6 protein-coding genes, 3 pseudogenes and 1 riboswitch are annotated in these 12,724 nt (G+C 67.4%); of the genes and pseudogenes, 2 read left to right on the top strand and 7 right to left on the bottom strand.

What is annotated here, in order from left to right; translation table 11 throughout:
• Window positions 1-54: 54 nt before the first annotated feature.
• Together mgtE and NC4_RS32750 are read right to left on the bottom strand one after the other, a co-directional pair.
• A pseudogene (gene mgtE / locus NC4_RS32745) lies at window positions 55-1,335 on the bottom strand (magnesium transporter); the annotation flags it as partial.
• Between the two features lie 214 nt (window positions 1,336-1,549).
• Window positions 1,550-1,719: riboswitch (M-box (ykoK) riboswitch) on the bottom strand.
• A 39-nt stretch (window positions 1,720-1,758) separates the two neighbouring features.
• On the bottom strand, window positions 1,759-2,409 hold the full coding sequence (locus tag NC4_RS32750; RefSeq protein WP_067546350.1) for a FadR/GntR family transcriptional regulator: 651 nt from the start codon (window positions 2,407-2,409) through the stop codon (window positions 1,759-1,761).
• A 53-nt stretch (window positions 2,410-2,462) separates the two neighbouring features.
• Here NC4_RS32750 and NC4_RS32755 point away from each other — a divergent pair, with 53 nt between their 5' ends.
• Complete coding sequence (locus NC4_RS32755) at window positions 2,463-3,659, top strand: MFS transporter (RefSeq protein WP_169814916.1); 1,197 nt, start codon at window positions 2,463-2,465, stop codon at window positions 3,657-3,659.
• Here the strand turns inward: NC4_RS32755 and NC4_RS32760 are convergent.
• A pseudogene (locus NC4_RS32760) lies at window positions 3,631-4,767 on the bottom strand (acyl-CoA dehydrogenase family protein). The gene NC4_RS32755 and the pseudogene NC4_RS32760 overlap by 29 nt on opposite strands.
• 304 nt (window positions 4,768-5,071) lie before the next feature.
• On the opposite strand from NC4_RS32760, the gene NC4_RS32765 reads away from it, so the two are divergent.
• Window positions 5,072-7,150 carry a M13 family metallopeptidase gene (locus NC4_RS32765; protein ID WP_067546353.1) on the top strand — a complete coding sequence of 693 codons (2,079 nt, stop codon included), beginning with the start codon at window positions 5,072-5,074 and terminating at the stop codon, window positions 7,148-7,150.
• A gap of 14 nt (window positions 7,151-7,164) precedes the next feature.
• On the opposite strand, the gene NC4_RS32770 is transcribed toward NC4_RS32765, so the two are convergent.
• The 4 genes and pseudogenes from NC4_RS32770 to dapF all read right to left on the bottom strand — a co-directional run bounded on the left by NC4_RS32770 (window position 7,165) and on the right by dapF (window position 12,724).
• Window positions 7,165-8,043, bottom strand: a complete 879-nt coding sequence (locus NC4_RS32770; protein WP_067546356.1) for a lysophospholipid acyltransferase family protein — start codon at window positions 8,041-8,043, stop codon at window positions 7,165-7,167.
• A 77-nt stretch (window positions 8,044-8,120) separates the two neighbouring features.
• Window positions 8,121-9,878, bottom strand: a pseudogene (locus NC4_RS32775) (alpha/beta hydrolase).
• A gap of 363 nt (window positions 9,879-10,241) precedes the next feature.
• On the bottom strand, window positions 10,242-11,744 hold the full coding sequence (gene hflX, locus NC4_RS32780; protein ID WP_067546359.1) for a GTPase HflX: 1,503 nt from the start codon (window positions 11,742-11,744) through the stop codon (window positions 10,242-10,244).
• A gap of 62 nt (window positions 11,745-11,806) precedes the next feature.
• Entirely contained in the window at window positions 11,807-12,724 is a 918-nt protein-coding gene (dapF, locus tag NC4_RS32785) for a diaminopimelate epimerase (protein WP_174566912.1), read from the bottom strand.

The raw sequence follows: 12,724 nt of genomic DNA on the forward strand, positions 1-12,724 counted from the left end.
GGAAGGAGGCCGCCGATCACGCCGCCCAGGACCGTACAGGGCGAGCATGCTCAGGCCGACCACCGCGAGAACCGGCATCGAGAGGCTGTCCTTGGTGAAGTAGGCGAGGACCACCTCCAGCACGGCGATGGTGGCGCCGAGAGCCAGGGCCACACCCATCTCGCGGCGGATGACGAAGCCGATATCGCGCCAGCGCAGTCGCATCTGACCCAGCGCCATGGAGCGGATCACCAGGGTGGCCGACTGGCTGCCGGTGTTGCCGCCCATATCGATGATCGGGGCGATGAAGGCGGCGAGGACGATCACCTGGGTCAGCATTTCCTCTTGCGCCGCAACGAAAGTACTGGTGATGAGGCCGAAGACGGTGAGCAGTGCGAGCCAGAACACCCGGACGCCGTAGATGCGGCGCCACGGTGAATCCTGCAGGTCCAGATCGGGTCCTCCGACCGCGGATGTGCCACCGTAGCGGGCCAATTGGGTGGCGTCCTGCGCTCGCTCGAGGTCCATGGCGTCGTCGACGGTAATGATGCCGATCATGCGATTGTCGGCCTGTACCACCGGGACGGCGAGCAAGTCGTAGCGCCGAATGTATTCCACCGCTTTGACATCCGGATCATCACTGCGAACGGATACCGGGTCGGTGTGCACGAGTTGCCGGACCAGTGTGTCTTCGGCGCTGAGTGCGAGATCGCGCAGGTACACGGTCCCGAGCAGGTGTCCGGTGCCGTCGAGAACGAAGACGATGTCGATATTCTCCTTGGCCGGTGAGGTATTTCGCAGTTCCGCGAGCGCCCGGCCCACGCTCATCTGCGCGCCGACCGTGGCGTAATCGGAGGTGGCCGCGGCGCCTGCGGTGCCTTCCGGATAGGCGGACATGCGGAGGATGTCCTCGCGTTCGGCCCGGGCGAGCAGTGGCAGCAGGCGCTGGCGGCCTTCGGTATTCAGCCGGTTGAACAGGTCGGCGCGCTCATCGGAGGGCAGCCGCCCGATCAAGGCGGCGGCGTCGTCCCAGGGCATGGCGGCCAGCACCGAATCCTGTTCCGCGTCGGGCAGTGCGACGAAGACGCGTGCTTGTTCATCGACCGGCACCGACCGCAGCAGCGCCGCCACCGCCGGTGACGGCATATCGCGGAGCGCCTCGGCAATATCGGCCGGTGGGCAGGCGCGCAGCAACCGCGCGAACCCGCCGGGGTCCGGATGCTGCGTCAGAGAGCGGATGGAGAACATGATTTCTTCACGGTTCACGATGACCTCGCAGAAGATAACGGCCACTAGTGGGCACACAGCGTCAGCCGACCCGCCGAAAGCGGCGGGCGGAGATGGGGACTCCCGCATCGACTGTCCTCATCGACAGCCGTAAGTTGATCCGGAACCGCCACGGCGGCAACGGATTCGATCAGCGGGTGGAATCTGGAATCGACGAGCGGGGGTGATCGCACGCCCCATCGCTACTCGGATACGGACTCATGCCATCACCTCCTGCCGGTCGGGGCGCGCGCGGGCGCCGAACTGCACGCAGGAGTAGAGCCGGGCACGGATCGGCCGCGGCTGAGCACCCCTCTCGACAGAGCTTTGGCACTGCACGGCGTAACCCGCGATGCGGGAGCCACTTGGGCTCAACCCTTCAGCCGGGAGGAGCTGTCCTGACCCGGGGCGTCTCTCGACGTTTGGGGTCAGTGGCCTGTATCCGTGCAGACGCCTCACCTAGCGAGGTGCATGCGGTGCAGAGACTAACCACATGTCTCGGGCATGCGCAAATCAGGGTCGCGGGGTGCGCTGGCGCGCCCATTCGAGGCTGTCGGTGAGGTTCTCGGCCGCCTGCCGAGCGGCCTCCGCGGGGTCGCGCCGTCGCAATGCGGTCAGGAGATCCTCGTGGCCTTGGGGCGCGCCGCCGTCGTAATGCGGTTCGTCCCAGAACTTCTCGATGGCCTCGCGCAGTGGTTCGGCGAAATTGCGGTACAGCTCGGCGAGGACGGGATTGTGGGCGGCGACGACCCGGGTGTGGAACTCCCAGTCGGCCTCGATCCATTCGTCGCGATTGCGCTCGCGCCAGGCGATGGCGCGGCGGCGCAGCGACTCGTCGAGCGATGCGAGATCCTGCTCGGTCGCCCGCTGGGCCGCCATCCGGGCGGCTTGCAGGTCGAGGGCCTCGCGGACCTCGATCAAGTGCTCGAATGCCTTGTCCGAGTATATCTTCCGCAATGCTCCCGATAATTCGCCGGTGGCCCGGACATAGGTGCCGTCACCCTGACGGACTTCCAGCAGACCGGCGTGGGCGAGTCCGCGGATGGCCTCGCGCAGGGTGCCGCGGGCCACCTGGAGCTGACCCATGAGGTCCTTCTCGGGCGGGATGCGGCTGCCGACGGGCCAGACACCGGAGACGATCTGCTCGCGGAGACGCTCGATCACCGATGTCGACAGCAGTGGGCGATGCAGCGGTGATTGCGACGACCTCGACCCCGGTGACTCCGCGACGTGGCGCCGTCTGGCTTCCGGTCGCCGGGGTGGTGCTCATCGCCCTCAACCTGCGCGCCGGTGTCACCAGCACCGCGGCATTGACGGCCGCCCTGGAATCCGCGCTCGGACTCGGTGCGACGACCGTGGCGCTGCTACCCGCCCTGCCGACCCTGTGCTTCGCCCTGGCCGGTCCCGCCGCCCTCCCGCTGAGCCGGAGATACGGCGTCGAAGGCGCCATGTCCATGGCGCTGGTGGCATTGACGGCCGGACTGATACTGCGCACCACACCGGCGACGTGGGCATTGCTGGCGGGCACGGCGCTCGGGATGTCGGGGCTGGCGATCGCGGCCGTGATCCTGCCGTCGGTGGTCCGGACCCACTTCCCGGGCCGGGTGCATTTCATGACCGGCCTGTACACCACGACCATGGCGGCGAGCGCGACGATCGGGGCCGCCGTCGCGGTACCGCTCGCGCGGGAATTCGGCTCCGCCACAATTGGTTTGGGCCTGTGGGCACTGCCCGCCGCGGTCGCCCTGGCGGTCTGGTTGTGCGTGCCGCGCACGAGTGGCGGCGCGGACGACGCACCCCGGGAGCGAGTTTCCCTGCTGGACATGGCGCGAACTCGGCTCGGCGCGCTGGTGACCGCGTACTTCGCACTACAGGCGTTGAATTGCTATGCCCTCATAGGCATTCTGCCCAGAGTCCTGTCGGATGCGGGGATGTCCGAGGCCGGGGCGGGAGGCGTGCTCGCGGTCAGCCAATTCATCGGCATTCCAGCCACTTTCGCACTGCTCGCGATAACCCGTCGCCCGGAGCGGCTGCGCGCCGCCTTCATCGCCGTATCGCTGTCCATGCTCGCCGGATTCGGCGGGCTGATCCTCGCGCCGATCACGCTGCCCACCCTGTGGGCAGCGCTGGCAGGCTTCGGATTCTGTTCGTTCCCATTGGTTCTCGCGGTGATCGGCAGCAGCGGCAGCGGTCCCGCCGAGAACGCCGCACTGTCGGCGCTCGCCCAATCCCTGGGCTATCTGGTCGCGGCGCTCGGGCCGTTCACCGTCGGTGTCCTGCACGCCGCGACCGGCGGCTGGACGACGCCGATGATCGCTCTCACGATCACCGCCGCAGCCCAGCTCGTGGCCGGAATCGCACTCACCAGCGGGAAACCGGCGCCGATCAGGACAGTTTCAGGCTGCGCCCGATGATTTCCTTCATGATCTCGGTGGTGCCGCCGTAGATGGTTTGGACGCGGGCGTCCATGTAGGCCTTGGCGATCGGGTATTCGCGCATGTAGCCGTAGCCGCCGTGGAGTTGCAGGCACTTGGTGATGAGGTCGAGCTGTTCCTCGGTGCTCCACATCTTGGCCATGGCGGCCTCTTCGGCGGTGAGCTTCTCCTGGTTGAGGAGTTCGATGCAGCGGTCGGTGAAGACGCGGACGGCGGTGGTCTTGGTGGCCAGCTCGGCGAGCACGAAACGCGTGTTCTGCTGGGCGCCGATCGGTTTGCCGAAGGCCTTGCGGTCGCGCACGTACTGGATGGTGGTCTCCAGGCAGCCCTCCATGGCGGCGGCGGCCATGACGGCGATGGACAGGCGCTCCTGCGGCAGGTTCTGCATGAGGTGGATGAAGCCCTGACCCTCGGTGCCGAGCAGGTTCTTGCCGGGGACGCGCACGTCGGTGAAGGAGAGCTCGGCGGTGTCCTGCGCCTTGAGGCCGATCTTGTCCAGATTGCGGCCGCGTTCGAAACCGGGCATACCGCGTTCGACGACGAGCAGGGAGAAGCCCATCGCGCCCTTCTCCGGATCGGTCTGGGCGACCACGATGACGATATCGGCGTTCACGCCATTGGTGATGAAGGTCTTGGCGCCGTTGAGAATCCAGTCGTCGCCGTCCTTGACCGCGCGGGTCTTGATGCCCTGCAGGTCCGAGCCGGTGCCGGGTTCGGTCATGGCGATGGCGGTAATGATCTCACCGGAACAGAAGCCGGGCAGCCAGCGCGCCTTCTGCTCCTCGTTCGCCAGCTCCAGCAGATACGCCGCGATGACATCGTTGTGCAGGCCGAAACCCAGGCCGGAGTACAGGACCTCCTCTGTGACCACGGCGTTGTAGCGGAAGTCCTTCACCCAGCCGCCGCCGAACTCCTCTGGCACGGCCATGCCGAGGAAGCCCTGCTTACCGGCCTCCAGCCAGACCGCGCGGTCGACGATGCCCTACTTCTCCCACTCCTCGTGTTGGGGCGCCACATGCTGATCGAGAAACTTTCGGAACGACTCCCGGAAAAGATCGTGTTCGGGTTCGAAAAGAGTGCGCTCCACGCCAACCTCCTGAAGTGACCACATCGGCACATCGCCTATGCCCCATACCGTACACGGAACCCGAATGGTCGTTCACTTCGAATCTCCGGGAACCGGCTTGAACTGGGTATATTTTTGGTTCACCCAAGGGTTACGTGCACTGAGCCCGAGTAAACCTACTCGATAGTCGGGATGCATGAGCCGGGTCGCGGCAGCTCGGGGACGGATCAGGGTGCGATTCAGGGGCGGCGTACCCCCACGGGCGCATCGGCGATCATCACGCAGCGCGATCACGAATCGCTCCCGAACCCGTAGCGTCACGAATATGACTGGGAGCGAACGCAATACGGGAAGCAACCACACTGCCCCGGGCCGGTTCGACCGGCGACGGTTCCTGGCCGGGGCCGCCGCGGTCCCGCTGCTGGTCGCGATCGCCTCGTGCACGACGGAGAAATCACCCCGCCCGGCCGTCGGCCCCGATCTGACCGGCATGGATCCGGCGATCCGCCCCCAGGACGATCTGTACCGCAATGTCAACGGCACGTGGTTGCGCGACTTCCGGCTCCCCGCCGACAAACCGTCCTACGGGGCCTTCGAGGAACTCGTCGACCGCACCGAGGAGCGGCTGAAGACCGTCCTCGAATCCCTGTCCGGCGCCGCCTCCGGCACCGACGAGCAGCGCCTGCACGATATCTACGAGGGTTTCCTGGACACCGCCGCCCGCGATCGGGCGGGTATCGCGCCGCTGGCGGACCTCCTGGGTGAAATCGAGCGCGCTGAGTCCCGAACCGATCTCGCGCGCCTCACCGGCAAGCTCACCGCGCTCGGGGTGTCCACGCTCTTCCAGGTGTGGATCTGGCCCGATCGCATGGCTTCGACCCGGCATCGGCCCTATCTGATGCAGTCCGGGCTGGGTCTGCCGGACGAGGCGTACTACCGCGAGCCGCAGTACGCCGAGCAGCGCGACGCCTACCGCGGCTACCTGGAGCGCATTGCCCAGGCGGCCGGGATACCCGCCGTGGGCGACGTCGCCGCCCGCACTCTCGAGCTCGAGACCCGGATCGCCGCCGGACATGTGGATCTGCCGCGGCTGATCGAATCGCTCTCGTCGTACCACCCGTACGAGTGGCGGCAGCTGACCGAGCTGGCGCCCGGATTCGATTGGGACGCCTGGCTTTCCGGACTGACCGAGCGCCCCGGGGACTTCGGCGCCGTGCTCGTGGATCAGCCCGGATACGCCACCGCGGTCGCACGCGTGTGGGCCGACACCGATCTCGCCGCGTGGCGAGACTATCTGCGGCTGCGGCTCATCGCGCGCTATGCGCCCGCACTGGCGACACCGTTCGCCGACGCCCACTTCGACTGCTTCGACACAGCGCTCCAAGGCACCCGGCAGCAGCCGGAACGCTGGCGCGGGGCGGTCCCGATCGTGCGGGAACGACTCGGCGACGCACTCGGCCGCCAGTACGTCGACAAGCGCTTCCCCGCCGCCACCAAGAAACTCGTCGAGGAACTGGTGCGCGATCTGCTCGCCGCCTACCGGACCGCGTTGTCGGAAACGCCGTGGATGTCCGAAGCCACCCGCCGCGCCGCGGTCGCCAAGGTGGACCGGGTGGTCACGGTGGTCGGCCATCCGGAGCGCTGGCGCGACTACTCCGGCCTGACCGTGCCGCGCGGCTCGCTCATCGCCGCCCTACGCGCCGTCGACAGTCACGAATTCCGCTGGGAACTGGGCAAACTCACTCGACCCACCGACCGCGCCGAATGGTCGATGCTGGCGCCCTCGGACGTGAACGCCAGCTACAGCTGGGAACTCAACCGCATCCTGCTGCCCGCGGGCATCCTCCAGCCGCCGTTCTTCGACCCCGAAGCCGAACCGGCGGTCAACTACGGCGGCATCGGCATGGTGATCGCCCACGAAATGGGCCACGGCTTCGACAGCGGCGGCTCGAAATACGATGCCGACGGCACGCTGCGCGACTGGTGGACGCCCGAGGACAAGGCCGCCTTCGACGCCAAGACCGCGCTCGTCGTCGACCAGTACGATCCGCTCGTCCCCGCCGGGCTGACGCCCGAACAGCATGTCGACGGCCAGCTCACCGTCACCGAGAACCTCGCCGACCTGCGCGGTCTCACCACCGCGCTGGCGGCGTTCCGGCTGGCCGAACAGCGCCGCGGCGTCGCCGACCCCGACTACCGCCCGCTCTTCCTCGCCTACGCCCGCATGTGGCGGCACGCCGCGACCACAGAGTACGCCGCGAGCCTGGTGGCGCTGGACTCCCACTCTCCGGCCGAATTCCGCGTCAACCAGGTAGCCCGCAATATGCCCGAGTTCCACACCGCCTTCGGCGTTCTGCCCGCCGATCGCATGTACTTGGCCCCGGATCTGCGGGTCACCATGTGATCGGGCGGCCGGTGCTACAGGCCCACCGCGGACAGGGTGCGGCCGAGCAGACTGCGCCCGCGGTCCTTGTCACGTTCGGCGAGCAGGAAGTCGAGTTCGCCCTCGAGGGCCTTGCGGACCACGGTCTGCAGTTCGAGCGCCGCCTCTTCCGGATCGTCGGCATCGCGCCACGGGCTGGTGTCGATCGGCGTGCCGAGCGAGTAGTAGAAGCGTTCCGGCTTGGGCAGCAGGGTGGGGCCGACGCCGCGAATGAGCGGGGGCGTCAGGCTGGCGCGCAGGCCCAGGCCCACGACGAGCTTGCGCAGCGGGCGCATGACCGGATCGTCGCCGTCGAAGACGATGTCGTAGATATCGTCGCCGCCGATCATGGCCATGGGCACGATGGGCGCGCCGGTTTCGATGGCCATGCGGGCGAAACCGGTGCGGCCCTCCCACAGCAGCTTGTACTTCTGTCCCTTGCCGCGCATGGCTTCCCGGCCCCCGCCCGGGAAGACCGCCACGGCCTCGCCCTGTTCGAGCAGGGTCGTGCAGTTGTGCCGGTTGCCGCGCACGATCCCCAGGCGGTGCAGCCCGTCCCGCAGCACCGGCACATCGATGAGCACGTTCTCGGCCAGCCCCCGCACCAGCCGGTCGCGCTTGACGAGCACCTCGTGCGCCAGCAGCGGCGCATCCGTCCCGCCCGCGAGGGTGTGATTGCCGACCAGCAGCACCGGACCGTCGGCCGGAATGTTCTCCAGCCCGTGGAAGCGCGGACTGAACCAGGCGCGCGAGGGCGCGGTCAGCACATCGATGACACGCCGATCGGTATCGGTCAATTCGACATGCAGCGGCGCACCATCGGTGAGGCCGCGCGGAGTCCCCTTGTCGGACGGCTGATTGTCGGTTCGAGTCAAGACACCCTCCCTGCACTGAATTCGATAACGGCATCGTAACGAAATTCAGTGCGGGGCACCGACTGTGGGTCCGCACCCTATTTGTGGGCGATCTCCCAGTCGTAATCCTCGTTCAGGGCCTGGCGAATCCGGTCCTCCAGATCGGGATTCCACTCCGCGGGCGGGGCCACGGCTTCCCACCCGTCCAGAACGAGGGTGCCGTAGCGGTGGCCATGGCCGGAGGGGACCTTCTGCGCATGCGCCAGATCCGCGCTCACCTGCCAGAAGGTGACGATCGGCCACCAGCGCATGGACTTCGACACGTCCGGGCCCCGGGGTTCGGCCAGCCAGTCCGGGCGCTCGAACAGCAGATCGGGGGACCACCAGACAATGGGGTCCGAGGCGTGCTGGAGATAGACGATGCGCGGTTTCAGCCAGGTGCTGGGAGGACGGTTCAAATCGGCGGCGTCGGCGGCGAATCGGACGATGAGGCCGTCGGCTTAGATGGGAAGAATCTCCGGAGTGCCTGGATCGCGGCGTTGTTCGAGCGAACTCCAGATGCGGTTGGAATTCGGCGGGCCCACCCACATGATGCCGTCGACCAATGACCGAATGTCGTCGAGACCGGTGAAAGCGGCTTCCGAGCCTTGGGATCCGAGGCTTTCGCCGTAGACGAGCAGCTTGGGCCGCGACTCCGGCGGCAATTGCGCCCAGCGCGTGTGCACGGCATGCACCAGCAGGCGGCCTGCCTCGGACGCCTTGTTCTTGTCCGACAAGAACGACAGCACGCTGGGCAGGTACGAATACTGTGTGGCGGCGATGGCGGTATTTCCGCCGTACATGAATTCGATGGCCTCGGCGGTAGTGGAATCCACCCACCCGGTGCCGGTGGTCGTGACGACGACCAGAATTTCTCGTTCGAAAGCCTTTGTGCGGTCCAATTCGCGCACGACGAGATTCGCGATGTCCTCGGGGGTGGGCGCCGATTGCAGACCGGCGTAGACGCGGATCGGATCCAGTGCGGGCTTTCCGGTCACCGCCGCGATGCGTTCCTTGGTCGGCACGTAGGACACGAACCAGCGGCCCTCCGAACCGAGGGTGTCCCACGGTGCGAGCGATTCCGGGCTCCCCGACCGTTCGGGCAGTTGCGGTTGCGCCGCATTCGCCGAGGTGTGGCCATTGCGCAGGCTGAACGCCGAATTGGCCGCATCGAAGAAGACTTTCACCAGCACGCCCTGGAACAGCAGCACGGCGGCCACGACCACCAGCGCCACACCGGCGGGCACCGCCACCACCCGCGGCAGCCGCCACCGGATGTTGAGAATCCGGATGGCGCTCCGCAAAGCCCAGCGCACCAGGCGAAAGAGCCCGACCACGAACGCGACCGTCGCCGCCGCGACCAATTCGGTCCGCAGATAGCCGGAGGTGGTGGTCGGATCCATGCCCATGAGCACTTCGAGGTCCCGCTGCCAGCGCGCCGAGCGAGCGAGAATGATCGCCGCGCCCACAATGCAGCCGAGCACGATCACGGCCTTGACGGCATCGCGAACACCCTGGGGCTGATTCTCCAGAGCCGCGATCCGCGCCGGCGTCTCGGGCAGCCGCGGGCGGATCCAGCGCCGGAATATCCACTCCAGCACGCACCCCACGCCGTAACCGATGGCCGCCGTGACACCGCTGACGAGACCTTGAAATATCCAGCTGCGCGGCACCAGCGACGGCGACACCGACCACGCGAAGAAGATCGCGGCCACCAGGAGCCCGACATAGTTGGGGCGAACTGCTCGTTCGGCAGCGCGCAGAACCGCCAGTAGGCGGGACGACAACGCATTCGGTGACCGCGCCGGTTCAGCCATTAGGCGAGTGTCACCCGGCGCAGACCACTGATCAGCGAGTGACACACCACTACCTGTGGATCATTCAGTCCGCTCGCCGAAGGCGAACCGTCAACAACCAGGCGACAAGCCAGTCGATGCATCCACCGTCAGGGTTTGGGCCGTCTCGATTTTGGACTGAGTGGAGCGTGCGTCGGAGCGGGGGAGCGAAGCGGAGGAGCTCCGGCGTGCGCGGAGGGAGGGAAAAATCGAGACGGCCCAAACCCCGCCCGGAGCGAAGCGGAGGGCAAATTAAACACAGCCAAGACCTTTTTCAAGCAGAAGGCCCCGGGCAACATCCTGTCTGCCCAGGGCCTTCTCCACAGTGAACTAAATCCTGCCCTACTACGCGTCAACCACCTCGGCTGCGTCCGCCCCTGCCGGATCCTCTCCGGCGTGCGCATACTCCGCCAGCGGTCCCGCCAGCGACCGCGGCACCCGCGCCCGGACCAGCGTCCCCGACTCGTCGTGCTCCGAGCTGATGATCCGCCCATCGGCGTGAATCCGCGCCAGCAGATCACCCCGTGTGTACAGCACCAGCACGCTGACCTCGACATCCAGCCCGCCGAGCACATGGTCCAGCCGGTCGCGCAGTTCGTCGATCCCCTGCCCCGTCCGGGCCGATACGAACACCGCGTCCGGCAGCCAGCCGCGGATCTCGGTGAGCTCCATCGGATCCAGGGCGTCGATCTTGTTGACTACCAGCAGTTCCGGCGGTGCCTGGGTCTTGGTCTCCCGGAGCACGTCCGTGATCACCTCGCGCACGGCCTTGATCTGCTCACTCGGGAGCGGGTCGGAGCCGTCGACGACGTGCAGCAGCAGATCCGCGCCGGTGACCTCTTCCAGCGTCGACCGGAATGCCTCGACCAGCTGGGTCGGCAAATGCCGCACGAAGCCGACCGTGTCGGTGAACACGACCTCGCGCCCGTCCTCCAGCGCCGACTTGCGCGTCGTCGGATCGAGGGTGGCGAACAGCGCGTCCTGCACCAGGATTCCGGCATTGGTCAGCGTGTTCATCAGGCTCGACTTACCGGCGTTCGTGTACCCGACAATCGCGACCTGCGGAATCCCGCTCGAGGTCCGGCGCGCCCGCTTGGTGTCGCGCGCCGTCTTCATCTCCCGGATCTCGCGCCGCAGCTTGCCCATCCGCTCGCGGATGCGACGACGGTCGGTTTCGATCTTGGTCTCACCGGGACCACGCAGACCCACGCCGCCATTGGAACCGGCACGACCACCGGCCTGCCGGGACATGGACTCACCCCAGCCGCGCAGTCGCGGCAGCATGTATTCCATCTGGGCCAGCGAGACCTGGGCCTTACCCTCACGCGAGGTGGCGTGCTGGGCGAAGATGTCCAGGATCAAGGCGGTGCGGTCGATGACCTTCACCTTGACGACCTTCTCCAGCGCGTTCAACTGCGCGGGAGTCAGCTCACCGTCGCAGATGACGGTGTCGGCCTCGGTGTCGAGCACGACGCCGCGCAGTTCGTCGGCCTTGCCCGAACCGATGTAGGTGGCCGGGTCCGGCTTGTCGCGGCGCTGGATCAGCGCATCGAGGACCTGGGAGCCCGCGGTCTCGGCGAGGGCGGCCAGCTCGAACATGCTCGCATCGGCCTGCGCGGCGGTGCCCTCGGTCCAGACGCCGACCAGCACGACGCGTTCCAGTCGCAGCTGCCGGTACTCGACCTCGGTGATATCGGTGAGTTCGGTGGACAGCCCGGCGACGCGGCGCAGCGAACTGCGCTCTTCCAGCTGCATTTCGCCGACGGTCGGCGCCGCGGACCAACCGGTCTCGGCGTCGTCTTTGATCTCCTCGGCGGGAGTGAACTCGTAAGTTTCTGATTTACTCATACGCCTCCATGGTCCCACGGACCAACGAGAAGCCGCATTCGGTTATTTCTGGGCGTGCCGGGTCAGGCGTCCTGCCACCATTTGGCGGCGATGCGGCCGGTGGCCACCAGGACCGAGGGACCCCGCAGAAACGCCGTGCCGTTCTCGATGGTGACGGTGACCTCGCCGCCGGGGATACGGACCTCGACGTGGCCGGTATCGCTCGTCAGGTCGAAACCGTCGCCGAGCAGGGCGGCGGCCGCGGCCGCGACGGTTCCGGTTCCGCAGGAACGGGTTTCGCCGACGCCGCGCTCGTAGACGCGCATGTCCACGCCCTTGCGGCCGTCGGAGCCGACGGTCAGGCTGGTGAGGATTTCGACGTTCACGCCGTGCGGGAACAGGGTGTGGTCGAAGCCGGGGGCGCGGGTCAGATCCAGAGCCGCCAGGTCCTGCGGGGTGAGGCTCGGATCGACGCAGGCCAGATGCGGATTGCCGACGTCGATGCCGACGCCGGTGAACTGCCGCCCGTCCACGGCGGCGGTCGAGCCGCCGAGAACCTTGACCTTGCCCATGGTGTTGGTGACCTCACCGTGCACCGGATCGGCGTGGTGGACGACCACCGGGCGGGCCCCGGCACGGCTGCCGACGACGAACTCCGCGCGCTGTTCCAGGCCGTTGGCCACCAGGTAGTGCGCGAAAACCCGCAGGCCGTTACCGCACATCTCGGCAATGGAACCGTCGGCATTGCGGTAGTCCATGAACCAGTCGGCGGCGCTCACGCCCTCGGGAAGTCCGTTCAGCGAACCGTTTTCGAGCAGCGCACCGGCGCGGGCCACCCGCAGCACGCCGTCCGCGCCGAGCCCGCGCTGGCGATCGCACAGGGCCGCGACCCGCGCCTCGGTCAGCTCCAGCCAGGCGTCCGGATCGGGCAGGATGACGAAATCGTTCTGGGTGCCGTGCCCCTTGGTGAATTCGATACCCGCCGCGCTGTCGTTCTGCAT

This window comes from Nocardia crassostreae (assembly GCF_001613405.1).
GTDB classification, from domain to species: domain Bacteria; phylum Actinomycetota; class Actinomycetes; order Mycobacteriales; family Mycobacteriaceae; genus Nocardia; species Nocardia crassostreae.

Excerpts from the sequence above, each read along its gene's own strand:
- NC4_RS32765 (WP_067546353.1), top strand. The coding sequence starts at position 5,072 with ATGACTGGGAGCGAACGCAATACGGGAAGCAACCACACTGCCCCGGGC.
- hflX (WP_067546359.1), bottom strand. The coding sequence starts at position 11,744 with ATGAGTAAATCAGAAACTTACGAGTTCACTCCCGCCGAGGAGATCAAA.
- dapF (WP_174566912.1), bottom strand. The coding sequence starts at position 12,724 with ATGCAGAACGACAGCGCGGCGGGTATCGAATTCACCAAGGGGCACGGC.